General features: G+C 36.3%; 21 protein-coding genes. 20 read left to right on the forward strand and 1 reads right to left on the reverse strand.

Translation table 11 applies throughout. The features are described 5' to 3' along the window. The first annotated feature begins 6 nt into the window (after positions 1-6). From QVA17_RS01290 to QVA17_RS01340, 11 genes are all read left to right on the forward strand, one after another. A complete protein-coding gene (locus tag QVA17_RS01290) occupies positions 7-756 on the forward strand; it encodes an acetyl-CoA carboxylase carboxyltransferase subunit beta (RefSeq protein ID WP_051195442.1) in 750 nt (249 codons plus the stop codon). Positions 757-768: 12 nt separating this feature from the next. Further along, a complete protein-coding gene (locus QVA17_RS01295; RefSeq protein WP_287385896.1) occupies positions 769-1,629 on the forward strand; it encodes an acetyl-CoA carboxylase carboxyltransferase subunit alpha in 861 nt (286 codons plus the stop codon). After that, positions 1,617-2,585, forward strand: a complete 969-nt coding sequence (locus tag QVA17_RS01300; protein WP_287385897.1) for a beta-ketoacyl-ACP synthase III — start codon at positions 1,617-1,619, stop codon at positions 2,583-2,585. The genes QVA17_RS01295 and QVA17_RS01300 overlap by 13 nt, the downstream gene beginning before the upstream one ends. 13 nt (positions 2,586-2,598) lie before the next feature. Beyond that, positions 2,599-3,537: a nitronate monooxygenase gene (locus QVA17_RS01305; RefSeq protein WP_287385899.1), complete on the forward strand. Its 939-nt coding sequence runs from the start codon at positions 2,599-2,601 to the stop codon at positions 3,535-3,537. A 10-nt stretch (positions 3,538-3,547) separates the two neighbouring features. Next, positions 3,548-4,537 carry an ACP S-malonyltransferase gene (locus QVA17_RS01310; protein ID WP_034246027.1) on the forward strand — a complete coding sequence of 330 codons (990 nt, stop codon included), beginning with the start codon at positions 3,548-3,550 and terminating at the stop codon, positions 4,535-4,537. After that, on the forward strand, positions 4,537-5,274 hold the full coding sequence (fabG, locus tag QVA17_RS01315) for a 3-oxoacyl-[acyl-carrier-protein] reductase (protein ID WP_287385902.1): 738 nt from the start codon (positions 4,537-4,539) through the stop codon (positions 5,272-5,274). Before QVA17_RS01310 ends, fabG begins: the two co-directional genes overlap by 1 nt. A 220-nt stretch (positions 5,275-5,494) precedes the next feature. Beyond that, positions 5,495-6,748 (forward strand): beta-ketoacyl-ACP synthase II, encoded by a 1,254-nt coding sequence (gene fabF / locus QVA17_RS01320; RefSeq protein ID WP_287385904.1) that lies wholly within the window; start codon positions 5,495-5,497, stop codon positions 6,746-6,748. Positions 6,749-6,780: 32 nt separating this feature from the next. Next, positions 6,781-7,218 carry a 3-hydroxyacyl-ACP dehydratase FabZ gene (fabZ, locus tag QVA17_RS01325; RefSeq protein ID WP_027431585.1) on the forward strand — a complete coding sequence of 146 codons (438 nt, stop codon included), beginning with the start codon at positions 6,781-6,783 and terminating at the stop codon, positions 7,216-7,218. A gap of 347 nt (positions 7,219-7,565) precedes the next feature. Further along, positions 7,566-8,030 carry a MarR family winged helix-turn-helix transcriptional regulator gene (locus QVA17_RS01330; protein WP_287385906.1) on the forward strand — a complete coding sequence of 155 codons (465 nt, stop codon included), beginning with the start codon at positions 7,566-7,568 and terminating at the stop codon, positions 8,028-8,030. Between the two features lie 116 nt (positions 8,031-8,146). Then, positions 8,147-9,598 carry an aminoacyl-histidine dipeptidase gene (locus QVA17_RS01335; RefSeq protein WP_287385908.1) on the forward strand — a complete coding sequence of 484 codons (1,452 nt, stop codon included), beginning with the start codon at positions 8,147-8,149 and terminating at the stop codon, positions 9,596-9,598. 238 nt (positions 9,599-9,836) lie between these two features. Further along, positions 9,837-11,516, forward strand: coding sequence for a sensor domain-containing phosphodiesterase (locus QVA17_RS01340; RefSeq protein WP_287385910.1), 1,680 nt, complete (start codon positions 9,837-9,839; stop codon positions 11,514-11,516). 85 nt (positions 11,517-11,601) lie between these two features. On the opposite strand, the gene QVA17_RS01345 is transcribed toward QVA17_RS01340, so the two are convergent. Continuing rightward, positions 11,602-12,546, reverse strand: coding sequence for an NmrA family NAD(P)-binding protein (locus tag QVA17_RS01345; protein ID WP_027431589.1), 945 nt, complete (start codon positions 12,544-12,546; stop codon positions 11,602-11,604). Positions 12,547-12,689: 143 nt separating this feature from the next. On the opposite strand from QVA17_RS01345, the gene QVA17_RS01350 reads away from it, so the two are divergent. The 9 genes from QVA17_RS01350 to QVA17_RS01390 all read left to right on the forward strand — a co-directional run bounded on the left by QVA17_RS01350 (position 12,690) and on the right by QVA17_RS01390 (position 25,236). Next, positions 12,690-13,997: a glutamate-5-semialdehyde dehydrogenase gene (locus QVA17_RS01350; RefSeq protein ID WP_287385912.1), complete on the forward strand. Its 1,308-nt coding sequence runs from the start codon at positions 12,690-12,692 to the stop codon at positions 13,995-13,997. Positions 13,998-14,240: 243 nt separating this feature from the next. Beyond that, complete coding sequence (locus QVA17_RS01355) at positions 14,241-14,675, forward strand: MarR family winged helix-turn-helix transcriptional regulator (RefSeq protein ID WP_287385914.1); 435 nt, start codon at positions 14,241-14,243, stop codon at positions 14,673-14,675. A 25-nt stretch (positions 14,676-14,700) separates the two neighbouring features. Further along, a complete protein-coding gene (locus QVA17_RS01360; protein WP_330635124.1) occupies positions 14,701-16,443 on the forward strand; it encodes an ABC transporter ATP-binding protein in 1,743 nt (580 codons plus the stop codon). An 11-nt stretch (positions 16,444-16,454) separates the two neighbouring features. Beyond that, positions 16,455-18,371 carry an ABC transporter ATP-binding protein gene (locus QVA17_RS01365; protein ID WP_287385916.1) on the forward strand — a complete coding sequence of 639 codons (1,917 nt, stop codon included), beginning with the start codon at positions 16,455-16,457 and terminating at the stop codon, positions 18,369-18,371. 121 nt (positions 18,372-18,492) lie between these two features. Beyond that, the gene (locus tag QVA17_RS01370; protein WP_051195443.1) at positions 18,493-19,851 is read left to right on the forward strand and encodes an HD-GYP domain-containing protein; all 1,359 of its coding nucleotides are present in this window, start codon (positions 18,493-18,495) and stop codon (positions 19,849-19,851) included. Between the two features lie 134 nt (positions 19,852-19,985). Next, complete coding sequence (locus tag QVA17_RS01375) at positions 19,986-20,345, forward strand: ArsR/SmtB family transcription factor (RefSeq protein WP_287385919.1); 360 nt, start codon at positions 19,986-19,988, stop codon at positions 20,343-20,345. Between the two features lie 82 nt (positions 20,346-20,427). Then, complete coding sequence (locus tag QVA17_RS01380) at positions 20,428-20,643, forward strand: cation transporter (RefSeq protein WP_027431595.1); 216 nt, start codon at positions 20,428-20,430, stop codon at positions 20,641-20,643. 97 nt (positions 20,644-20,740) lie between these two features. Continuing rightward, positions 20,741-22,642, forward strand: coding sequence for a heavy metal translocating P-type ATPase (locus QVA17_RS01385; RefSeq protein WP_287385921.1), 1,902 nt, complete (start codon positions 20,741-20,743; stop codon positions 22,640-22,642). A gap of 260 nt (positions 22,643-22,902) precedes the next feature. Next, a complete protein-coding gene (locus tag QVA17_RS01390) occupies positions 22,903-25,236 on the forward strand; it encodes an RICIN domain-containing protein (RefSeq protein ID WP_287385923.1) in 2,334 nt (777 codons plus the stop codon). Positions 25,237-25,303 lie beyond the last annotated feature (67 nt).

Genomic DNA, 25,303 nt, shown 5'->3' on the forward strand with positions numbered 1-25,303 from the left:
TTTAACATGAATATGTTTAGCAATAAAAGACAGGTTTTATTAGCTTATAGAAAGCTTCGTACAAAGAATAAAATGCTATCTATGACTGGAAGACGACTTCGTTTCGTATCCGATGCAGGTACATTTTCAGAAATGTATGGAGACTTTAAGTTTAATAATCCACTAGAATTCCCTGAATATGAAGAAAAGTTAGAAGAGGGTTATAAAAACTCAGGTTCTAACGACGCAGCTTTAGTGGGCCGCGGAAAGATTAATGGAATCGACTTTATTGGCGTTGAGCTAAATAAGGGCTTCATGATGGGAAGTATGGGAACTGTAGTTGGTGAAAAGGTAACACTTGCTTGCGAGTTAGCAGATAGCCTAAATCTTCCACTTATTATTTTCTCAGCCAGCGGTGGCGCAAGAATGCAGGAAGGTATGTTTTCTTTAATGCAGATGGCTAAAACAAGTGCGGCAGTTGAGAAGTTTAAGGAAAATGGAGGCCTCTACATCTCAGTTCTTACACATCCAACCACAGGCGGAGTTAGTGCAAGTTTTGCAACTCTTGGAGATATTATTTTAGCTGAGCCAAATGCATTAATTGGCTTTGCTGGTCCAAGAGTAATTGAACAGACAATTAAGCAGAAGCTCCCAGCTGGTTTCCAAAGATCTGAATTCCAAAAGGATCACGGTCTTGTAGATAAGATTGTTCCTTTGGAAGAGATGAAAGAGACACTTTATAAGATTTTGAAGTTACACGGATGCAAGGAATTGTAAAAAGGAGACTTTATGAAGGAGAAGAAGAAGGAAATAAGCGCATACCAAAGAGTTCAGACAGCTAGACATAAGGATAGACCAAAGGTAACGGATTACATTGATGCGCTATTTGATGATTTTATAGAGCTTTCTGGAGATAGACTTGGAAAAGAAGATTTATCCCTACTTGGTGGAATTGCTAGTTTTCATGGCATGCCAGTAACAGTAATTGGCCACAGAAAGGGTAAGAATCTTGATGAAAATGTAAAGTACAATTTTGGTATGACAAGTCCAGAAGGTTATAGAAAAGCTCTTCGTTTAATGAAACAAGCGGAGAAGTTTAACAGACCTGTAATTACATTTATAGATACTCCTGGAGCATATCCTGGAATGGAAGCTGAGGAGAATGGTCAGTCAATTGCAATTGCAACAAATATTGCTAAGATGAGCAATTTAAAAGTACCTATTATTAGTATTGTAACTGGTGAGGGAAGTAGCGGTGGCGCCCTTGCAATTGGCGTTTCAGACAGAATTTGGATGTTAGAGAATGCAATTTATGCAGTACTTTCACCAGAAGGTTTCGCATCCATTTTATGGAAAGATAGTAAGAGAGTTAAGGAAGCCTGCGAGGTAATGAATATTACAGCAGATAGCCTTAAGAAGTATGGAATCGTTGATGATGTTATAAGCGAGGTTAAGCCTATTACTAGTGAAGATGGCTTCAAGATGATGATAGAAGAGCTTGATGACAAGCTAGAAAAGGAACTTAGTTCTTTGAAGAAAATGGACAAAGAAGATTTAGTTCAAAAAAGATATGAAAAATATCGTCATATTGAAGGCGAGAGAGCGCCAAAGGAAACAACTAATGGTGAGGTATTAAAATGGGCGGATTAAGTATTGTAGGTTTAGGTAAGGCCTTACCTATAAAGACATTTTCAAATGATGATTTCAGCGAATTTTTAGATACATCAGATGAATGGATAAGCACAAGAACAGGTATTAAAGAAAGACGACTTTGTAACTTAGAAGATAGATATAAGGGAGAAGAAGATCAGTTAGGTCTTGCTGTTGCAGCGGCTAGGGAAGCTCTAGAGGATTCAGAAATAGATTTGAATAAAATCGACATTTGCATAGTAGCCACAGCAACTCCAAAGTATGCTTTCCCTGCTACTGCTTGTATGGTAGCTAAGGAATTAGGCCTATCAGAAAATTGCATGTCCTTTGATTTAAGTGCAGCTTGTTCAGGCTTTATATATTCTCTAAATGTAGCCCACGACATGTTACTAACTAAGGGAAAAGATAGATATGCCTTAGTTGTGGGAGCAGAGGAATTCAGTAAGATTTTAGATTTTAAAGATAGATCCACATGTGTACTTTTTGGTGATGGTGCAGGGGCAGCAGTTGTAAAAATCGATGAGACTAAGGCCTATGCTAGTGCAAACCATACAAGAGGCGATGACATTTGCCTAATATCAGGTGGGGTTGCAAGCACTAGAAAGTTATCTATGGAGGGTAACACAGTTTATAGATTTGCTATTGGTGCAATAGAGCAGTTACTTAAGGAGTTAGTGGAGGAGAGTAAAATTTCCTTAGAAGAAATTGGACATATTGTTTGTCATCAGGCTAACAAAAGAATTATTAATCATGTAATTCGTTCCACAAAGCAGCCAGAGGAAAAGTTCTTTATGAATTTAGAGCACTATGGCAATACATCAGCAGCCAGCGTTCCAATAGCTTTAAAGGAAATGCAGGAAAAGGGAAAATTAAAAACTGGTGATGATGCTTACCTAGTAGGATTTGGCGCAGGTTTAACCTGGGGCGGAATTTTAGTTAATTATAGCGGTAAGTAGATAGGAGGATGAAATGAAACTACTTAATGAGATTTTAAATATTAAATACCCAATTATTCAGGGTGCTATGGCAAATATTGCAACAGGTCAGTTTGCAGCAGATTGTTCAAATGCAGGCGCACTTGGAATTATTGCAGCTGGTGGCTGGGATGCAGCAAAGCTTGAAGAGGAAATTCACAAGGCTAAGAAGTTAACTAATAAGCCTTTTGGTGTAAATTTAATGCTTATGAATCCACATTGTGATGAAATGGCAGAACTTGTTTGCAGAGAAAAGATTAGCCTTGTTACAACAGGTGCTGGTAATCCTGGTAAGTACATGGATTCTTTTAAAGAAGCTGGAATTAAGGTTTTCCCAGTTGTTGCTTCAGTTATGCTTGCTAAGAGAATGATTGAAAGTGGCGCTGATGCAATTATTGCAGAGGGTACAGAAAGTGGCGGTCATGTTGGTGAAATGACAACAATGACACTTGTTCCACAGATGGTAGATGCAGTGGATGTTCCTGTTATTGCAGCCGGTGGTATTGCAGATGGCAGACAGTTTGCAGCAGCCCTTAGCCTTGGTGCTTGTGGTGCTCAGATTGGTACATCACTTCTTGTAAGTAATGAGTGCCCAATTCATGAAAATTATAAGAAGGCTATTATTGAAGCTAAGGACAATGGAACAATCGTTACAGGTAGATCTGTAAATGCTCCAGTTAGAATTTTAAAGAATAAGATGGCTAGAGAATATACAAGAGCTGAAAAGAGTGGTGCTACAAGAGATGAACTTGAAAAGTATACACTTGGCTCTTTAAGAAAAGCTGTATTTGACGGCAATGTTGATGAGGGTTCATTAATGTCAGGTCAGGTATGTGGTCAGTTAAATGAAATTAAGCCACTTGAGACAATCCTTGAAGACTTAATGAAGGAAACAAAGGAAAGATTAAACTCATTATCATCAATTGCAGTATAGGAGGATAAAAATGATAGCATTTCTTTACGCTGGACAGGGAAGCCAGAAGGTAGGAATGGGTAAGGATTTCTACGATAACAGTACAGATTTTAAGAACATTTTTGATGAAGTTAGAAACGAGGCAGGTTTTGATTTAGAGGAAATCTGTTTTGAAGATAAGGAAGGCAGAATCAATAACACAAGATATACACAGGCTTGTCTTGCAGCTTTTGCAGCAGGGGTTACAAAGCTTTTAAACAAGGCTGGCATTAGCCCAGATTATCTTGCAGGCCTTTCACTTGGGGAATACAGTGCACTTCATGCAGCGGGTCTTATGGATGAGAAGGAATTAGTTAAGCTTGTAGGCTTTAGGGGTGCAGCAATGCAGGAGGCTGCTAATGGCCTTGATACTAAGATGAGTGCAATCTTAGGTTTAACAGGTGAGGACATTAAGCCAGTTTTAGATGAAATAAATAAAAAATATGAGGCAGAGAATAAGGAAAGAGAAAGCAAGGGAGAGATGCTTTTAAGCGTTGAAATCTCTAACTTTAACTGCAAGGGTCAGGTAGTTATTTCTGGTGCAAGCCAGTTAGTTACTGAGGCTGAAGAAAAGTTAAAGGAAGCCGGTGCAAAAAGATGTGTAGCTCTAAAGGTTAGCTCAGCTTTCCACACAAGCTACATGGCACCTGCTAGCAAAAAGCTAGAGGAATATTTTAACGACAATAACAATGGCCTTTTAGTAGATGAAAGAAAGCTATCTAAGCCAGTACTTTTCAATGCTATTGCAGATGAGAAGCAGGAAAGAAAAGTTTCTGATCTATTAATTGCACAGGTTAAAAATCCTGTAAGAATGGAACAGACTATTGTAAAGCTTAAGGATTTAGGCGTAGACACAATCGTAGAAATCGGACCAGGTAAGACTTTAGCTGGCTTTGTTAAAAAGACAGTTGAGGGCATTAAGGTCTATTCAATAGATAGTTATGCTGATTATGAAAATCTAGTAAAGGAGATGGCAAGTTAATGAAGGGACAGACAGCAATTGTAACTGGCGGTGCTAAGGGTATTGGTAAGGCAATAGCGCTTGGACTTGCAAAGAAAGGCTGCAATATTGTAATTAACTACAATTCAAGCAGTGCGGCAGCAGAAGAGACAGCAAAGGAAATTAGAGAATTAGGCGTTGAAGCTTTATGTGTTCAGGCAAATGTATCTAATTCAGAGGATTGTAAGAAGCTTTTTGAGGAAGCCCTAACTCTTACAGGTAAGGTTGAAATTTTAGTAAACAATGCCGGAATTACAAGAGATGGTCTTGCCCTTAGAATGAGCGATGAGGATTTCGATGCAGTTGTAAAGACTAATCTTTATGGAACATTTTACTGTATGAGAGAAGCCTATAAGTTAATGCTTAAGGCTAAGTATGGAAGAATCATCTCCCTTACAAGTGTTGTTGGTCTTCACGGTAATGCAGGTCAGGCTAATTATTCAGCTTCAAAGGCTGGTATTATTGGTCTTACAAAATCAATGGCAAAGGAACTTGCTGCAAAGAAGGTAACAATCAATGCAGTAGCTCCAGGTTTTATTGATACAGATATGACAGCAGCAATGAATGAAAATGCAAAGACAGCCGCTATTGCATCAATTCCAACAAAGAGAATGGGTAGCGTAGAGGATATTGCAAATACAGTAGCATTCCTTGCTTCAGAAGAAGCAAGCTATATAACAGGACAGGTAATTAGCGTCGATGGCGGTATGGGTATGTAATGTCGCAACCGCTTTAGCGGTTACGATGTAGCCCTCGCCCTCAGCCGAAAGGCTGATTTAATGGCGAGTGGTTCCCAAAATGTCGTAATCGCTTTAGCGATTGCGATGTAGCCCCGAGCAGATTTGCCAAAGGCAAATTCTAATGCGAGAGGGTTCCCAAATGTCGCAACTGCGAAGCAGTTGCGATGTAGCCCCGCGCGAGCAGTAGGAAAGGATAAATATGGGAAAGAGAGTTGTTATTACTGGAATGGGTATCGTAAGCCCTATTGGTAACAGTTTAGAGGAAGTACTAGAGAGTGTTAAGAATGGTAAGTGTGGTATTGACCAGATTACAAAATATGACACAACAGGCCGTAAGGTTAGCCTTGCAGCAGAAGTAAAGGACTTTGATATTACAAAGTATGTAGAAAAGAAGGATGCTAGAAAGTTAGATCCATACAGCCAGTTTGCTATTGCAGCTGCAACAGATGCATGTCACATGGCTGGAATTAACGAAGAGCATGACGAAGAGACAGATGATAGAGAAAGATATGGTTGTATTATTGCCAGCGGTATCGGTGGAATTTCTACAACTGAAAGAGAGCATGAGAGAGGAATGAAGCGTGGTTACGATATGGTAAGCCCACACTATATTCCAATGGCAATTTCTAATATGGCAGCAGGTCATGTTGCTATTAGATTTGGCCTTCATGGATACACAACATGTACTGTAACAGCTTGTGCTTCAAGTGGTAACGCTATTGGTGATGGCTTCCACTACATTAGAGATGGTTATGCTGATTTAATGGTAGTTGGTGGTTCAGAAAGCTCAATTACTGAGTTATCAATTGGTGGATTTACAAGTCTTACAGCTCTTTCAACAGCAACGGATAAGAACAGAGCTTCAATTCCTTTTGATAAGGAAAGAAATGGTTTTGTTATGGGTGAAGGTGCTGCTTGTCTCGTACTTGAAGAATACGAGCATGCTAAGAATAGAGGAGCTAAGATTTTAGCTGAAGTTGTAGGTTATGGTGCAAACTGTGATGCTCACCACGTTACAGCTCCACATCCAGAAGGAAAGTACGCTGCTAAGTGTATGGAACTTGCCCTTAAGGATGCAAATCTTTCAACAGAGGCAATTGATTATATCAATGCTCACGGAACATCAACTCACCTTAACGATTTAGGTGAGACAAGAGCCGTTAAGAGCTTATTTAAGGACCATGCTAAGGAATTAGTAATGAGTTCAACAAAGTCTATGACAGGACACTTACTTGGTGCCTCAGCTGCAGTTGAAGCTGTTATTACTTGCCTTGCTATGGAAAATGGAATCATTCCACCAACAGTTAACACAAAGGAATTAGATGATGAATTAGATCTTGATTACTGCTTAGGCGATAAGGCTAGAGCTGGCAAGATTAACTATGCAATGTCTAACTCATTTGGCTTTGGTGGCCACAATGCTTCCTTAGTATTTAAGGCAGTAGAGGAATAATTACATTATAGTAGAGATAGGAAGGCACAAAAATGGAATTAAATTCAAATGAAATCGAAAAGATTTTACCTCATAGATATCCATTTCTTTTAGTGGATAGAATTCTAGATTATAAACCAGGAGAATATGCAGTAGGCGTTAAGTGTGTATCTGCTAACGAGATGCATTTTCTTGGACATTTCCCAGGACAGCATGTAATGCCAGGAGTATTAATTATGGAAGCTTTAGCTCAAACTGGCGCTGTTGCACTTCTTTCAGAGGAAGAAAACAAGGGAAAGGTAGTATTCTTTGGTGGTATTAAGAATGCTAGATTTAAGAAGCAGGTCGTACCTGGTGATAAGTTAGAGCTTAGCTGCGAGATTATTACAAGACGTGCAAACGTTGGTATCGGCAAGGCTGTAGCTAAGGTAGATGGCAAGGTTGCTGCAATGGGTGAGTTAACTTTCGCTATTGGCGACAGAAACGAATAATCAAAAAAATTACAAAAAATATCAAAAATTAGAAGCCGCTTGTTTACTGGCTTTGCGGGCTATCAAGATTTTTAATAGCTCAATAAATTCAGTAAATAAGCGGTTTTGATAAATTCATTGATATATTAGATTTTTTTAAAAATGTATGATATAATACACTTAAGTTAAGTTTCGGTGACAATTGGTTAAAGTTTAAATCTTATAAGACGTGCACTTTAGTTTAGAAAATTTTTCGTAATTTTTTAAGTAAAAATATTGATTTTATGATAAAATCATGTTAAGCTATGAGACGTTGTGCATATTTTGTCTTAAAAGATAAAAAATCTCATGATTGGAGGATTTAAACAATGACAATGGAAGAACTATTTTTCGACGTCTATAACAAGTTTAAGTTGCACTTCTATAAGGATGTTTTCGTGAATTTTGGCAATCGTGAAGCAACTCTAACTACAGTAGAAACATTCTGTATGGAAGTTATTTATGCAATGAACAAGCCTACAATTAGTGAATTTGCCAAGTTTGTTGGTATTTCACCTCCTAATGCAGCATACAAGGTAAACTGCCTTGTAAAGAAGGGATACTTAAACAGAATTCCTTCAAGCGCAGATAGACGAGAGGCTTACCTTGAAGTAACAGATAAGTATCTTGACTACTTCAATTTTAGCGTAAATTATGCAAATACTGTTATTTCGAGAATGAAAGACAACCTTTCAAAAGAAGATTTAGAGGCACTTACAAGAATTCTTAATATCATGACTTCAGAGATGATGCCTGAGGTACCAGATTTCAAGAAGCGTGAAATACCACAGTAAGACAATAAATCAATAATTTTTAAGCCATCACTTCAGGGTTGAAGTGATGGCTATTTTATTATAAAATGGCTAAAGTAAATGTGTATTGCAAGAATCTATACAAGTGAGGTAAAGAAATGGGAATTTTAACAGGTTTAGAGCCAGAGAAGGTGTTTTACTATTTCGAAGAAATTACTAAAATCCCACATGGTTCAAGAGATACCAAAAGAATTAGTGACTATTTAGTAGGATTTGCTAAGGAACATAATTTAAAGTATATTCAGGATGAATTAAATAACGTTATTATATTTAAGGACGCTAGTAAGGGTTACGAGAATGCAGATTCAGTAATCATTCAGGGTCATATGGATATGGTTTGCGAGAAGGAAGACGATTGTGATATCGACTTTAGCAAGGATCCATTAAGACTTGAAGTTAATGACGGAATCATTAGTGCTAAGGGTACAACTCTTGGTGGTGATGATGGTATTGCAGTAGCTTATGCTCTTGCAATTTTAGATGATGATACAATTCTTCATCCAGCATTAGAAGTAGTTATTACAGTAGATGAAGAAATTGGTATGCTTGGTGCAGCTGACCTTGATACAACACCTCTTAAGTCAAAGATGATGATTAACATCGATTCAGAGGATGAGGGTATCTTACTTGCTAGCTGTGCAGGTGGTATGACAGCAACAGTTCATGTTCCAGTAAAGAAGGAAGCAATTAAGGGAACTAAGGCAACTTTAGTAGTAGATGGTTTAGCTGGTGGACACTCAGGTGTTGAAATTAATAAGGGTAGAGCTAATGCTAACAAGTTAGTTGGTAGAGTGCTTTACGGTCTTTCTAAGGAATTTAGTTTTAACTTAGTTTCAGTTAATGGCGGTCTTAAGGATAATGCTATTCCTAGAGCTTCTAAGGCAGAACTTGTATTTGCTCCTAACACTGATTTAGAAGCAGTTAAGGCTTGTCTTGCAGACTTTGATGCTGCCTTTAAGCATGAATATAAGACAACAGATGCTAAAGTTAAGGTTAGCTTAACAGCTGTTAGTGAAGATGAGGTCACAGCTTTTGATACAGACTCAACATCTAGAGTTATTACTGGTTTAATGAACCTTCCATTAGGTATTCAGAGCATGAGCTTTGATATTGAAGGTTTAGTTCAGACATCTCTTAACTTAGGTATTTTAGAGACAACAGAGACTGAAGTAGCATTTTCATATTCAGTAAGAAGTTCAGTAGAATCTGAAAAGCAGGATTTATATTTACAGCTTGAAAGCTTAGCTAAACTTCTTGGCGGTTGCGTTACATCAATGGGTGAATATCCAGCTTGGGAATACAAGGAAGATTCTAAACTTCGTAGCATAATGGTTGAATCTTTCAAGAGACAATATGGACATGATCCTGAAATTCAGGCTATCCATGCAGGTCTTGAGTGCGGTTTATTTGCAGGTAAGATTGAAGGACTTGATGCAGTTTCCTTTGGTCCTGATATGAAGGATGTTCATACACCTAATGAATCAATGGATGTTGCAAGTGTTAAGAGAACTTGGGATTACTTAGTTGACGTACTTGCAAGCTTAAAGTAGAATAAGGCAGTAGTGAAGCGGATTTCGAATGTCCGATTTACTTTGGAGCTAGGAGATTTTTCTCCTAGCTTTTTTATTTTTATGAAAATGTAACATTTTCAAAAGTTATTAGCATTAGGAAAAATATTTAACTATTCATTTGATATGATTACTTTGCTATGATAAAATATAGTTATAAACTACGAAATCACAATTGAATACAAAACTATGAAAATTATTATTTATTGGGGGAAAATAGATGAGTATTGAGGAAAAGATTGTATTTTTTAAGGAGATGTTTAAGATTTTTTCTGATGTTTCAGGAAACATCTATCCTTTCTGGGCCGATTACAATGAGGGGCTTGTATATTGGTCAGATGAAATAACTGAATATTTAGGTTTTCCATCTAGTGAAATGGATGTAAATGATGCAGAGTGTTTTTATAATGCTATAGTTCATCCAAGGGATAGAGTTAGATATATGGAAGGCGCAGATGCCATGTTTAGAGGGGAAACGACGGGCTTTAACTGTAATTATCTTATTAAGAATAAGAATGGGGATTATGTTTCCTTTACAACTAGGTCTAAGCTCTTAAGAGATAGAAATGGTGTGCCATCCGTTTATCTTGGAGTGGTTATAAATCATGATGCAGATGTGGAAATAGATGATTTAACTGGAGTTGGCAACAAGTCGGCAGTTATTGCTAAGGTAAGAAATTCTATTTCTGAAGAACGTAACTTTGGTCTTATGTTTTTTGGCCTTAGAAATTTTGATTATATCAATTCTTCTTATGGGTATGACAATGGTAGTGACTTGATTATTCAGATTGTTGTAAAACTAAAGGAATTATCAGGATCTAACATAATATATAGATGTAGTGGAACAAAGTTTGCAGTATTTTTTGACCAAGATGTTGAGGGAATGGAAGAAAAAATTAAGGGAATATATGAGAAAATAAGGGACTTTGTAGAAAACGATTTAACAATTAATTCTAAAAAGGTTTCTATTGGAATATATGGCGGTTTGATTAATTCTAAGGACTTTATTTCTTCCTCAGAGTATATAAATAACGTTTTATATCAAGCCTTCACTATGGGTAAGAACAGTGGCAGTGATAAATTTGTTTATTATAACGAAAACATTTTATTAAGTAGTAGAAGACAACAGGAGATGATATATGACGTTATTCGCTGTTTAAATGATAATTACAGAGGCTTCTTAATTGTTTATCAGCCAATTATGAATGTTAAGGAAAATAGAATCATTGGTATGGAGGCTTTACTTAGATGGCAGGATAGCCAGAGAGGCACTATTACACCGGGAAACTTTATTGATCAGATTGAAAAGGAAGTTGCTTTTTATGGTCTTTCAAATTGGATTATTAAAAGGGCAATTGAAGATAGTAAGGAATTTATGCGAAAGGACCCAGACTTTTTTATTAGTGTAAATTTATCTCATGCGCAATTACATAATGATAGGTTTATGTCAGATCTTGATAGCATTTTAAAAGAGGAAGATATTCCTTATAAAAACTTAAATCTAGAATTTACAAAGCGTTGTAGGATTCTTGAAAACAAAGAAATTAGGGATAAGATGATTACTATGTTTAATAAGGGGGTAAGACTAGTTATTGATGATTATGGCAGTAGTTATTCTTCCCTTAATTTGCTCTCTAATTATCCTGCAGATAGAATCAAGATTAGCAGGGAATTTGTAAAGGATATTGATAAGAGTAAGACTAGGCAAATAACCTTAAATGCCATAATTGACTGTATTAGACAGCTAGATAAGGAGGTTTGTATTGAAGGTATAGAGTCCGAAGAAATTCTAAAATTCTTTGTGGATAATTATGATATACGTTACGCACAGGGCTATTATTATTCAAGGCCTGTGGTTTTAACTAAGTTTAGAGAGCTTTATGAGAAGATGAATAAATAGATGATGACTTAGATGTGCTTTTTTGCCGGTAGATTTAAATAATCTACCGGCTTATTTTTATTTTCTATTATCTTATTAAAGGGCATTACTTATCCTTTGAATGTCTATCACCAATCTGGAAGTCTGCGTTGTGCTCAAACATGTATTGAACGGTTAAAGCCTTGTCTCCAGTAAGTTCCTCGAAGTCCTTAGTGAAGTTATCCATCTTGCCTTCACGAATAGCTTGAGCAAAGGTAACCATACCATCAGAAGAGAAAGGAGCTTCGCTACCATCTTTAAATACGCCATCTGTTGTTCTTGGAACGCCCATGGCATCAAATACCTGATAGTTCTCTTCATCAGTGATGAACTTATATGTTACGTGATTTCCTGTAGCCTTGTTACCAATCTCACAGAATTCAGAAATTGTCATAAGTTCAGGACCATTAATATCAAATACCTTCTTTGGATACTTATCTCCCTTTACAAGAGCGTGAGCTACAGCCTTAGCACAGTCACGTCTTGAGATATAGGCCATTTTACCATCGCCCTGGGAATTCTTTAATACGCCATCGGATTTTACATATGTAAAGTAATTAGTAATCATAGCCTCGGCATACTGAGAATTTCTTAGGAAAATGTAATCAAGACCCAAAGACTTTACATACTCTTCAGTGTAAATGTGATCCTTCTTTTCAACAGATGGATTTGTCTCGTCTGCTGCATTAACTAAAGAAGTATAGATGATTTGCTTTACGCCAACAGCCTTTGCGGCATCGATAGCATTTTTATGAGCAGCCTGTCTTTTAGCTCCAACGAAAGGCATGGAAATAAGTGCGAGTCTTTCAGCACCAGCAAAAGCTTCTTTTAATCCTTCAATGTTGTTAAAATCTGCCACACGAGTCTCGATGCCCTGGTCGCTGTAAGTCTTTAAAACTTCAGGATTATAGCCTGTTAAAATGATATTAGACTTATCTGTTAAAGTAAGTAATACTCTAGCAGCCTCGCCACCTAGATTTCCATCGACACCAGTTAATAATAATTTACCCATGAAAAACCTCCTATATTAAATTATAAAAATATCTACTTGTAATATATTATAACATCTTATATATTTTTATACAATTTTTCGTATTGATGTTTTGTCATTCAATAACTTATAATAGATTGGTAGTATTTGTAGGAGGTCGCTTTATGAGTATTAGAGAAGACGTAACAAGAATGAAGAGCGTGGCAGCAGAGCTTGCTAGCTCAAGCATTGAATTAAGAAATAAGGCACTTAAGATGGTGGCAGAGAATTTAAGAAAGAATGCTGACAAGATTTTTAAGGCTAACGAAATTGATATAGCTAATGCCTATGCCAATGGGGTACAGGAGTCAGTACTTAAAAGACTTAAGTTTGATAATCACAAGTTAGAGGATGTTATAGATGGTATTAATCAGTTAATAGGACTTGAAGACCCAGTGGGCAAGGTAACTCTAAATAGAGAGCTTGATGAGGGCTTGATTTTAAAGAGAGTAACTTGTCCTATCGGAATTATTGGAGTGATTTTTGAGGCAAGACCGGATGCCCTAGTTCAGATTGCTTCTTTATGTATTAAGAGTGGTAACTGTGCGATTTTAAAGGGTGGTAAGGAAACTGCTGAAAGTAATAGATGCCTCTTTGGAGTTATTAGAGAGGCAATTGTGGAGGCTGGCCTTCCAGAAATCTGCTTAATTCAAGCAGAGGCTCACTCTGAGATTGATGAATTATTAAAATGTGACGGCTTAGTTGACCTACTTATTCCACGAGGTTCTAACGCCTTTGTTCAGTACATTATGAATAATACTAAGATTCCTGTAATGGGACACGCTGACGGTATTTGTCACATTTTCATAGATAAGGATGCAGACCTTGCTAAGGCGATTCCTATCGTTGTGGATGCTAAGACTCAGTATAGCGCAGCTTGTAATGCAGTAGAGACAGTTTTAGTGCACAGTGAAATTGCTGCAAAGGCACTTCCAGTGTTAGTTAGAGCTCTTAATGAGGCAAATGTTGTGGTGAATGCTGATGCTTACACAACTAATGTTTACAATGCTTATAAGGAAGATTCTGATGCTGAGGTTCATGTAATTGAGGATGATGCATATAATGTAGAGTATCTTCGCTACGAGCTTGGTATTAAGATTGTTGAAAATGTTGACGAGGCCATTGCCCATATTAATAAGTTTGGTTCACATCATACAGATAGCATTATTACTGAGAATCAGGCAACAGCTGATAAGTTCCAGAACATGGTGGATTCAGCAGGGGTTTATCACAATGTTTCAACTCGTTTTGCAGATGGCTTTAGATATGGCTTTGGCGCTGAGGTTGGTATTAGTACAAGTAAGATTCATGCAAGAGGCCCAGTGGGGCTTGAGGGCTTAGTTACTTATAAGTATAAGCTTACAGGTAATGGCCAGATTGTTACTGACTATGCTAGTGGAATTAAGACTTTTAAGCATAGAGATTTAGATTAACATTAATAAACATTTTATAAATTGTATACAAACTGCTTGAAGAAAAAAATATTAGTGTTATAATACTTCGTACACGAACTGTTCGGAAACGAACTATTCGTATGCGAAGTATTTTTGTTATTAGAAGATAAATACTAATAGAAAGTAAATTATAGTATGTGTTATAATAAAAATAGTCCGCAACAGGGTAGCGAATACGTGCTGGATTGCAATTGATAGTTGCAATAGAAAGGAAAGTCACAAATGGAAAAGGAAAGTGCTATCAAAAAGATTTGCAAGCTCGAAAGAGTTGTAAAGAGACAATTTGATAAGCTTAGTGGTTCTACAGGAGTCAACGGTGCAGAAGGCCGAGTGATACATTTTCTTATATTAAACCAAGATAAGGATATATATCAAAAGGATGTAGAAATTGGGTTTGACTTACGTCCATCAACAGCATCTGAACTCTTAAAAAAAATGGAGTCCAAAGGATATATAACTAGAGAAACTTCAAAGACAGATGCGCGTCTTAAAAAAATTATTCTTACAGACTTAGCAAGGCAGCATGAAGATAGGATTTTTGAAGAGATTGGTAATTTAGAGCATTATGCCGAGAAGGATATTGATCCTAGAGACTTAGAAGCCTTTGATAGAGTAACTGAAAGTATACTCAGAAATCTAAGAGATTTTAAAAATTAATATATGAAAGGAAAGATTGCTATTTATGTTTAAGATTGTAAAAACTTTAAGCAAAAGCATAAGAGAATACAAGACTGCTTCAATTCTTACACCTACATATGTAACTCTTGAAGTTATCTTAGAATGTATTATTCCTCTTATTATGGCGGCGCTTATTAACAACATGACAGGTGATTCCATGACACCTATTTTAAAATATGGACTAATCTTACTTGTTATGGCTATGGCATCTCTATTTTGCGGTGTTATGTCAGCAAGAAAAGCGGCAACAGCTTCAGCTGGTTTTGCTAAAAATTTAAGACAGGATGTGTTTTATAAGATTCAGGATTTCTCCTTTGCAGATGTAGATAAATTTTCAACATCTTCTTTAGTAACACGTCTTACAACAGATATTACTAATGTGCAGAATGCTTATCAGATGGTTATTAGAGTAGCTGTAAGAACTCCTTTAATGTTTATCTTCTCAGTAGCAATGAGTTTTAGTATTAATGTTAAGATGGCTCTTATCTTTGTATGTATTGTTCCATTTTTAGCAATTGTTTTATTTGGAATTTTCTTTAAGGTACATCCTATTTTTAAGAGAATCTTTAAGAAGTACGATGCCTTAAATAACTCAGTTCAGGAAAATGTTTCTGCGATTCGAGTTGTTAAGTCCTTCGTTAGAGAAGACTATGAAACTAAGAAATTCTTTAAGGCTAGTGGAGATGTTAAAAATGACTTCACACATGCTGAAAAGATCTTAGCTCTTAATACACCAACAATGATGCTTAGTATGTTTACATCAATTTTACTTGTATGTTTTATTGGTGCACAGATCATTGTTAATTCAGGGGCTACAAGCCTTACAACAGGTGAGTTATCATCCCTTTTAACTTATGGTGTTCAGATTCTTACATCTCTTATGATGTTAAGCTTTGTATTTGTTATGGTTTCAATGGCAGCAGAATCTGCAGACAGAATTGTTGAAGTACTTGAAACTGAAAGTGATTTAAAGTCACCTGTTAATGGTAAGACTGAAATTAGAGATGGCGCCATTGACTTTGATGACGTGTCCTTTAAGTATAAGAAGACTAGTGAAAACTACGCTCTTACTAATATTAACTTACATATTAAAACTGGTCAGACAGTTGGTATTATTGGTGGTACAGGTGATTCTAAGACATCACTTATTCAGCTTATTCCAAGACTTTACGATACTACAAAGGGTATGGTAAGAGTTGGCGGAACTGATGTTAGAGACTACGACTTAGTAGCTCTTCGTGATGCAGTTTCAGTTGTATTACAAAAGAATGTCCTATTCTCAGGTACAATTAAGGAAAACTTACGTTGGGGTAATAAGGAAGCAACAGATGAGCAGATTGAAGAGGCTTGTAAGTTAGCTTGCGCCGATGAATTTATTCAGGGCTTCCCAGATAAGTATGACACTTATATTGAACAGGGTGGTTCTAATGTTTCTGGTGGTCAGAAGCAGAGACTTTGTATTGCTAGAGCCCTTCTTAAAAATCCAAAGGTCTTAATTATGGATGATTCAACATCTGCTGTAGATACTAAGACAGATGCCCTAATTCGTTCTGCCCTTGCTAAGTATTTACCAGAGACAACTAAGATTATTATTGCTCAGCGTGTTTCATCAGTTCAGGATGCTGACCTTATCTTAGTTCTAGATCAGGGTAAGATTGTTGAAAAGGGTACACACGATGAACTTGTGGCTCTTGGCGGCATTTACAATGAAGTATTTGAATCACAGACAAAGAGTAAGGAAGAATAGGAGGTATATGTATGAATAAGAAAAATGTAGAGAAAGACAATACATTTGGCAGATTAATAGGCTATATATTCAAGCATTATGCTCCTCAATTAATAGTAACTATTATCTGTATTATAATTGCAGCCCTTGCGTCTGTAATTGCAACTATCTTTTTACAAAGAATCATTGATGAAGTTATTACACCAGCAATGGGTATTGGTATGGATTCAGTTTGGTCTAAGTTTATTGGAATTATTATAACTATGGGCGTTATCTATATCCTTGGCGTTATTGCTTCATTTACATACACTCGTCTTATGGCAAATGTTACACAGGGTACTTTAATGCACTTAAGAAACGATATGTTTGAAAGAATGCAGACATTACCTATTAAGTATTTTGATACTAACGCTCACGGCGATATCATGAGTACTTATACTAACGATACAGATGCTATTAGACAGTTAATTGGACAGAGTTTACCACAGCTTTTCCAGTCAGGTCTTACAATTGCAGGTATCATTATTATGATGTGCTTTTATAGTATTTGGCTTACAGTAGTGGTAGGTGTATTCATTTTCCTAATGACAAGAGTAGTAAAGAATTTCGGTGGAAATTCCGCTAAGTATATGATGGCTCAGCAAAGAACTCTTGCTAAGGAAGAAGGTTTCGTTGAGGAAATGATGGAAGGCTCTAAGGTTATTAAGGTCTTTAATCATGAAGAAGAAAGTAAAGAAGCCTTTAAAAAGATTAACGAAGAGTTATTCGAAGCTAGTGATAAGGCTAATAAATACGGTAATATGCTTATGCCAACTCTAGGTAATATCGGTAATATTATGTACGTAGTTTTAGCAGTAGTTGGTGGTTTGTTAGTTTATTACTCAGTTTATAATTTAAGCTTACAAAACATTTTCACAGGTGCTCATGGAGCTGTTTCGCTTGGTATTATTATTTCCTTCCTTTCTATGTCTAGACAGTTATCACAGACAGTTGGCCAGGTATCTATGCAGGTATCAATGATTGCTATGGGTCTTGCTGGTGCTAGAAGAGTATTTGAACTTATGGATCAGGAACCAGAATATGATGAGGGTTACGTTACACTTGTTCGTGCAAAATATACTAAGGAAGGCGAGCTAGTTGAGGCCGATGAGGACACTTCTCTTTGGGCTTGGAAGCATCCACATAAGGCAGATGGAACAGTAACTTACACTCCTTTAAAGGGTGATATTGTTTTAGAGGATGTTGACTTTGGTTATGTTAAGAATAAGTTAGTTTTACATGATGTTTCCCTTTATGCAAAACCAGGTCAGAAGATTGCCTTCGTTGGTGCAACAGGTGCAGGTAAGACAACAATTACTAACCTTATTAACAGATTCTATGATATTGAAGATGGCAAGATTCGCTATGATGGTATTAACATAAATAAAATTAGAAAGACTGACCTTAGACGTTCTCTTGGTATCGTTTTACAGGAAGTTAACCTCTTTACAGGTACAGTTCTTGATAATATTAGATATGGTAAGTTAAATGCCACAGATGAAGAATGTATTGCAGCTGCAAAGCTTGCCAACGCTCATCACTTCATTGAAAGATTACCAGATGGTTATAATACAATGCTTACAGCTAATGGTGCCAATCTTTCACAGGGTCAGAGACAGTTACTCTCAATTGCTAGAGCTGCTGTAGCTAACCCACCTGTAATGATCCTTGATGAGGCTACATCATCAATTGATACAAGAACTGAGGCTATTGTTCAGGCGGGTATGGATAATCTTATGTTTGGTAGAACAGTATTTGTTATTGCCCATAGATTATCAACAGTTAGAAACAGTAAGGCTATTATGGTTCTTGACCATGGCCGAATCATTGAAAGAGGCGATCATGATGCCTTAATTGATCAAAAGGGTACATATTATCAGTTATATACTGGTGCTTTTGAGCTAGAATAGAGAAAAATTAAATAAATAAAGTATTTTTATCTATATAGATATATGTTATAATTATGGCGTTGTTTAAGAATATTAAACAACGTCATTTTTATTATGCTTTACAGCATGCAGGGAGGATAACATGCTTGGCAAAAAATCAGATAGAACAACATCCCTTTTAACTGCATTGTTAGTTATATTTTTGGGTGCTGTTAGTATTGTAGTAATTTTAGTTTTGAAGATTAATATAGAGCGGGCAATAGATGAGTTTGAAACTATTGTAACTATGAATTTTCAAGACAAGAATCATATAGAATCTTTGACGGAAGATATTTATAAGGAGAACTTTTACGTATACGGTAAGGTTTGGTCAGAAGAGTCTTATGTGGGTAATAGCTATTATGAATCCATTAATACTGAAGAGGATATAAGAGCAATACTTAGTGAGCTTTCAGAAAGTGCCCTTAGCGACAATTATGGAACCATGTATAGTAACATAAGCGAAGAGCTTAATGAGTATTTAAATATGGTTTCTAAGGTGGAAGAATATATTGAGGCTGGAAATTATGAAGAGGCAGAAAGCTATGTAAGCGATGTTATTAATAACAAGGTCTTAAGTATAAATAAGGAATTAAATGTTTTAGAGGAGCAGATTAATGACGAGGTAAAGGTAGCCCAAGACACTCTTAAGTACCGACTTATAAGTATTAGTATCATCTCAGTGGTAGCAATTATTGTTATTATTGCCACTACACTTGTAATTGTCTATTTATGTAATCAGATAACTTCAAAGCTAGAAGATTACAGTGATATCCTAGAGTTTAAGGTCAATAAGCAAAGCGAAGAGATAAACGAACATAATAATAGAATCATGAGTATCCAGAATAGCACTATAGATGCTATGGCTTCTTTGATTGAAAGTCGTGATGGAGATACGGGCATGCATATTGCAAGAACTAGTGCTTATGTGAAAATGTTAGCACAGCTTGCAAAGAACCAAGGTTATTACACTAACATCCTCACTAAGGATTACATTGAATTCCTTGTAAAGGCAGCGCCTATGCATGATATTGGTAAGATTAATGTACCAGATTCCATTTTAAAGAAACCAGGAATCTTAACTCATGATGAATATACCATTATGCAAAATCACACTAAAGAGGGTGGAAGAATTATTAGAGAAGCCCTTGGAAGTATTGAGGAAATCGAGTTTATTAATATAGCTTCAGATGTGGCCACTTTCCACCATGAAAAGTGGGATGGCAGTGGTTATCCTTATGGTCTTAAGGGAGAGGAAATTCCAATTTCAGCAAGAATCATGTCTGTGGCAGATGTCTTTGATGCCCTAGTTTCGGAGCGATGCTATAAGAGAGCCTACAGCTTTGATGAGGCTATGCTTATTATTAACGATAATATAGGTAAACATTTTGATCCAATCCTTAGTAGACTCTTTGTAGAGAATAAGGATAAGGTTAAACAGATAATGGAAGAACTTTCATAAATATTACCACTTTCTATTGACATCAGCTTAGAAAGTGGTATATTTAAATTACAACATATGAACACTTGCTCATATGTTTAACTCATTAAGAAAAGTCTTATAGGAGTTAAATAAACAAACGGAGGTCTTAACTGATGGCAATAAATGACGTAGATAGATGTGATATTAAACATATTCATACAGAGAAAGTAAAAGAGGTATTTTCCGCTATGCCTTCTGAGGATGAGTTATATGATTTAGCTGAACTCTTTAAGGTCTTTGGAGATTCTACTAGAATTAGAATTCTCTTTGCTCTTTTCGAATCAGAGATTTGCGTATGCGACTTAGCAGACACCCTAAACATGACTCAGTCAGCAGTTTCACATCAGCTAAAGATTCTAAAAAATTCAAAGCTAGTTGGTAGCAGAAGAGAAGGAAAGCAGGTTATTTATTTTCTAGCAGATGATCACGTTAGAACAATAATTGACCAGGGAAGAGAACACATAGAAGAATAATAAGATAATTTATAGGATAAATTTAAGAGAATATATATTCTAAGAGTATTAACTAAATTTAAGAAAAGGAAGGTAATTCATTATGAAGAAGAAATTTAAGTGTGAAATTGATTGTGCTAACTGCGCAGCAAAGGTTGAGGAAGCAATTAAGAAGGTTGAGGGTGTAAAGGATGCATCTGTTAATTTCCTCACACAGAAGTTTATGTTAGAAGCAGAAGATGATTGCTTTGAAGAAGTACTTGAGAAGGCAATTAAGGCAGGTAAGAAGGCAGAAGACGAATTTGAGGTTATTTTATAATTTCTATTTGTCAAAGATTTATATTTAGATTTATTGGAAAATGCGTCACAAAGCCCAAGAGTTATGTAAACTAAGGATTGTGACAATAGGAGATAGTATGACTAAGAAACAAAAAAAGATGCGAGCAAGAATTATTGTTTCAGGTATTCTCTATGCTTGTTTGTTTATAGCAGATAAGCTAGGAGCACTTGAAGGCTTTCCAATACTTGCAGTGGCCATAGCCTTTTTAGTACCTTATTTAATTATAGGCTATGATGTAATTTTAAGAGCCTTTAAGAACATTTCTAAAGGTCATGTATTTGATGAGAATTTCCTTATGATGATTGCAACATTTGCTGCATTTGCCACAGGGGAATTTACAGAAAGTGTAGCAGTTATGCTTTTCTATCAGGTAGGTGAGTTGTTCCAGTCTTACGCAGTTGGTAAGTCTAGAGCTTCAATTGCTGAGATGATGAGTATCGCTCCTGATTTTGCAAATTTAGAAGATGAAGAGGGCAACATATCAGAAGTTGACCCAGAAGATGTAGAAGTTGGATCAATTATTTTAGTTAGACCAGGTGAGAAGATTCCTATTGATGGAGTTGTTATAGAAGGGGAGTCTTTTGTAGATACTGCAGCCCTTACAGGGGAGTCAGTACCAAGAAAGGTAAGCCCTGGGGCAGATGTAATTAGTGGATGTGTCAATGGAGATACAGCCATTAAGATTAGAACTACTAAGGCTTATGAAGATTCTACAGTAAGTAAGATCTTAGAGCTTGTGGAAAATGCATCATCTAAGAAGTCTAGAATGGAGAATTTCATTACTAGATTTGCTAAGTATTACACACCAGTAGTTACTATAGGCGCTGTTTTACTTGCATTAGTTCCACCAACTATTCTTGGAATTATGTCAGGTAACTTTGCTTATGTAAGCTGGATTCACAGAGCATGTATTTTCTTAATTGTATCTTGCCCTTGTGCTATGGTTATTTCAGTGCCACTTGGTTTCTTTGGTGGTATTGGTGCAGCTTCAAAGATTGGTGTATTAGTTAAGGGTAGTAACTATTTAGAGGCTATTGCTCAAATGAAGAGCCTTGTCTTTGATAAGACAGGTACTTTAACTAAGGGTGAATTTAAGGTTAGTGAAGTTATTAATCTTAACGGTTTTAGTAAGGAAGATATTCTTTACTACGCTGCCTATGCTGAAAAATTTTCAACACATCCAATTGCTAAATCTATTCTTACAGCTTACGGTAAAGACGTAGATTTAAGCCTTATCTCTAATCAGCAGGAAGTATCAGGTCAGGGTATTAGCTCAGTAGTTAATAAGAGAGAAGTTTTAATTGGTAATTATAAGTTAATGCAGGCAAATGGCATTGACTGTGAGATAAATGACAGTCCAGCAACAATTTGTTACATAGCTGTTGATGGCAAGTTTGCAGGTTACATCATTATTTCTGATGTGATTAAGGAAGGTTCTAAGGAAGCTATGAAGGCTTTATCAAAGGTAGGCGTTTCAAAGCTTGTAATGCTTACTGGCGATAGAAAAGAAGTGGCCATGGCTGTTTCAAAGGAGCTTTCTTTAACAGATTGCAGATATGAGTTACTTCCAACAGACAAGGTTTCTAACGTGGAAGAGCTTATTAAGGCTTGCAAGAAGGACGAGAAGCTTGGCTTTGTTGGCGATGGTATTAACGACGCTCCAGTACTTATGAGAGCGGATGTGGGTATTGCTATGGGTAGCTTAGGTTCTGATGCAGCTATTGAGGCCGCAGATGTTGTAATTATGGATGATGACTTAAGAAAGATTCCTAAATTAGTTCGAATTGCAAGAAAAACTCTTAGAATTGTTAAGCAAAATGTTGTATTTGCCCTTGGAGTTAAGATTATAGTTTTAGCTTTAGGCGCTTTTGGACTTGCAACTATGTGGGAAGCAGTTTTTGCTGACGTTGGTGTTGCTGTAATTGCAATTTTAAACTCTATGAGAGTCTTATCTAGCAATTATGATGAGAAAAATTAATCAAATATATAAGTTAATATTAAAAATCCCCCTCTAAGAGGGGGAATTTTTTTTATACTTCTAGACTAGGATTAGTCAGATTGTATTTTGTTGGTTCTTAAGTACTAGTATATGATTACATTTAACAAGAAAATGATACTTTTACGCTATTTATATGTTAAAAGTGCCTAAAAAATAGACCTAAAACCAACTTTTTTACTATATAAAAAGTTTTTATAAAATGCTAAGATATTTTTGCATTAAATTTTATGGGAGGTTTTATGAGATCGATTTTGAAAAGAGGCCTTAGAACAAGCTTAACAGCAGTATTAGCTTTCGTTGTGGCTTTTGCTACTTTTGCAAGTTCTATGAGTTTCACTGCATCGGCATCTACAACTACATCTTGGAATTTCAAGAATAGCAGTTTTAAGAGCCTAGGAACTATTTCATCTACTACAACAGTAGATGGTTTAACACTTATTGCAACAAGCTCAAAGACTATGAGTGTTAAGGCAGACACACAGACTGTCAATGGAACAGAGTACACATATTGTCTAGCAACAGGAGGTAGTGGTTCAACTTCTTACCGTGCCGTAAAGGTTCCTGTTTCAGGTAATGACACAATTAAGGTAACAATGATGAGCTCAGGTTCATCAAGTAGATCATTAGTAGTAGCAGATGCTTCAGGCAATCAGCTTACAACACTTACAGCATCTACAACAGCTAGCACACAAAGCTATAGCTATTCAGGTTCATCAGGATATGTTTACCTTTACTCTTCTAATAGCGGAATTAACATCTATAAGATTCAGGTAGATTCTAATTCTTCATCTTCATCATCATCAAGCTCATACGAGATTTCTGATGGTTGGTATTACATTAAAAATGTAAATAGCCAGAAGTACTTAGATGTAACTGGAGATAGCGATTCAGATTTCGCTAACGTAGATCAGGAAACTGGTCTTGGTGATAAGAGCCAGAGATGGTATGTAACTAATAAGGGTAATAACGTAATTACACTTACAAATGGTATGTCAGGTGGAAGAATGCTTGATGTTTATTATGGTGGAACAACAGATGGTACTAACATTGATATTTGTAGTGCTAACGGTTCTACTGCACAGCAGTTTAATGTTGTAACAACAGGAACAGATGGCGTTTATTGTTTAACAACTGTAGTTAGTGGTGGCGCTCAAGCCCTTGATGTCTATGGTTGGTCAACAGCTTCAGGTGGAAATATTGATACTTGGACATATAACGGACTTGCTTGCCAGCAGTTCGTATTTGAGGCAATTGATTCATCAAGCTCAAGTAGTTCATCAAGCTCAAGTAGTTCATCAAGCAGTTCATCATCAAGTTCATCTAGCACAACAGATACTTCTGATGGTACTGTAGTTACATCTTACTCAAGCCTTGTATCAGCTATTGCTAGTGCTGAAAAAGCAGGTGGCGGTAAGGTATATGTAAAGGGAACAACTATTTCTTGTTCAGGACAAATCGCCCTTTCAACATCAAATGCAAATGTACAGATTATTGGTGTTCAAAACAGTGATGGTTCTTATCCTGTACTTGATTTTTCTTCTTTCCTTAGCAGCTATATTGGTAAGTCTACATCAGATAGCGCTGTAGGTATTAGAATTACAGGATCTTACTATACAATTAAGAACTTAATTGTTCAAAAGGCACCAGATAATGGTATTCAGATTAAGGGTTCTTCAGCAGGAAACAATACAGTTTCTAACGTAGTAACAAGATACAATAACGATGCGGGTCTACAGATTACAAGTGGCGCTTACTCTAACACAATTGAGTATGTATCAAGCTACCGTAACTGTGACGTTTATACACTTGGTGGTAATGCAGATGGATTTGCACCAAAGCTTGGAGCAGGTTCAGGAAACACATTCTATTGCTGCTACGCATGGGATAACTCAGATGATGGTTGGGATTCATATGATAAGTCAGGAGATGTAACTCCAGATCTTACATATACTCAGTGTGCTTGCTGGAACAATGGTAATCCAGATGTATTTACAGGTAAGTACGACTTTGACAATGGCGATGAACTTGATACTAACCTTTTATTAGTACAGTTAATCATGGCTAAGGATTCATCATTTGCATCAAATTATGCTAAGGGAACATTCTCATTACCAACATCAAGCTTTATTGTTACAAGCGCAGGAACAATTTCAATTTCATCTTGGACAGGTTCAAACTACGATGGTAACCCTAACGGCTTTAAGATGGGCTCAGCTTACTCAACAAGTACAGCAACAAGAGTATTTTCACACTGCTTAACATTTGATCATGACAGCAAGGGCTTTGATAATAACAATAGTTCAGTAACAGGTTCCTTCTCTTACTGTGTAGCCTTTGATAATGGTTACAACTATTACATTCAGCCACTTACAATTAAGACATGGTCTAAAGTTTATGCATTCTCAGGTGCATCAAGCAATAAGTTACCAAGTGGATATTCAGTAACAACACCAAGTTCATCATCACAGTCATCAATTAGAAGTACAGTAACTTCAACAAAGAATTCAATTATTTCTACTTGTGAAAATGATGGCATCCCAGGTGCAATTTACTTTGATATCTACAATTACTAGGCCTACAATTTATTATTGACTAGTACATAAGCTTACATAATGGACATATAGATAAATAAAAAAATTA

It is taken from the genome of Lachnospira sp. (assembly GCF_016290755.1).
In the GTDB taxonomy this organism is placed as follows: domain Bacteria; phylum Bacillota; class Clostridia; order Lachnospirales; family Lachnospiraceae; genus Lachnospira; species Lachnospira multipara.

Bases quoted from the DNA above. Each gene is read 5' to 3' on its own strand.
- QVA17_RS01305 (WP_287385899.1), top strand. From the start codon at position 2,599: ATGAAACTACTTAATGAGATTTTAAATATTAAATACCCAATTATTCAG.
- QVA17_RS01350 (WP_287385912.1), top strand. From the start codon at position 12,690: ATGAGTATTAGAGAAGACGTAACAAGAATGAAGAGCGTGGCAGCAGAG.
- QVA17_RS01310 (WP_034246027.1), top strand. From the start codon at position 3,548: ATGATAGCATTTCTTTACGCTGGACAGGGAAGCCAGAAGGTAGGAATG.
- QVA17_RS01365 (WP_287385916.1), top strand. From the start codon at position 16,455: ATGAATAAGAAAAATGTAGAGAAAGACAATACATTTGGCAGATTAATA.
- fabG (WP_287385902.1), top strand. From the start codon at position 4,537: ATGAAGGGACAGACAGCAATTGTAACTGGCGGTGCTAAGGGTATTGGT.
- QVA17_RS01345 (WP_027431589.1), bottom strand. From the start codon at position 12,546: ATGGGTAAATTATTATTAACTGGTGTCGATGGAAATCTAGGTGGCGAG.
- QVA17_RS01330 (WP_287385906.1), top strand. From the start codon at position 7,566: ATGACAATGGAAGAACTATTTTTCGACGTCTATAACAAGTTTAAGTTG.
- QVA17_RS01340 (WP_287385910.1), top strand. From the start codon at position 9,837: ATGAGTATTGAGGAAAAGATTGTATTTTTTAAGGAGATGTTTAAGATT.
- QVA17_RS01355 (WP_287385914.1), top strand. From the start codon at position 14,241: ATGGAAAAGGAAAGTGCTATCAAAAAGATTTGCAAGCTCGAAAGAGTT.
- QVA17_RS01335 (WP_287385908.1), top strand. From the start codon at position 8,147: ATGGGAATTTTAACAGGTTTAGAGCCAGAGAAGGTGTTTTACTATTTC.
- QVA17_RS01390 (WP_287385923.1), top strand. From the start codon at position 22,903: ATGAGATCGATTTTGAAAAGAGGCCTTAGAACAAGCTTAACAGCAGTA.
- QVA17_RS01375 (WP_287385919.1), top strand. From the start codon at position 19,986: ATGGCAATAAATGACGTAGATAGATGTGATATTAAACATATTCATACA.
- QVA17_RS01385 (WP_287385921.1), top strand. From the start codon at position 20,741: ATGACTAAGAAACAAAAAAAGATGCGAGCAAGAATTATTGTTTCAGGT.
- QVA17_RS01360 (WP_330635124.1), top strand. From the start codon at position 14,701: ATGTTTAAGATTGTAAAAACTTTAAGCAAAAGCATAAGAGAATACAAG.
- QVA17_RS01370 (WP_051195443.1), top strand. From the start codon at position 18,493: ATGCTTGGCAAAAAATCAGATAGAACAACATCCCTTTTAACTGCATTG.
- fabZ (WP_027431585.1), top strand. From the start codon at position 6,781: ATGGAATTAAATTCAAATGAAATCGAAAAGATTTTACCTCATAGATAT.
- fabF (WP_287385904.1), top strand. From the start codon at position 5,495: ATGGGAAAGAGAGTTGTTATTACTGGAATGGGTATCGTAAGCCCTATT.
- QVA17_RS01295 (WP_287385896.1), top strand. From the start codon at position 769: ATGAAGGAGAAGAAGAAGGAAATAAGCGCATACCAAAGAGTTCAGACA.
- QVA17_RS01290 (WP_051195442.1), top strand. From the start codon at position 7: ATGAATATGTTTAGCAATAAAAGACAGGTTTTATTAGCTTATAGAAAG.
- QVA17_RS01380 (WP_027431595.1), top strand. From the start codon at position 20,428: ATGAAGAAGAAATTTAAGTGTGAAATTGATTGTGCTAACTGCGCAGCA.
- QVA17_RS01300 (WP_287385897.1), top strand. From the start codon at position 1,617: ATGGGCGGATTAAGTATTGTAGGTTTAGGTAAGGCCTTACCTATAAAG.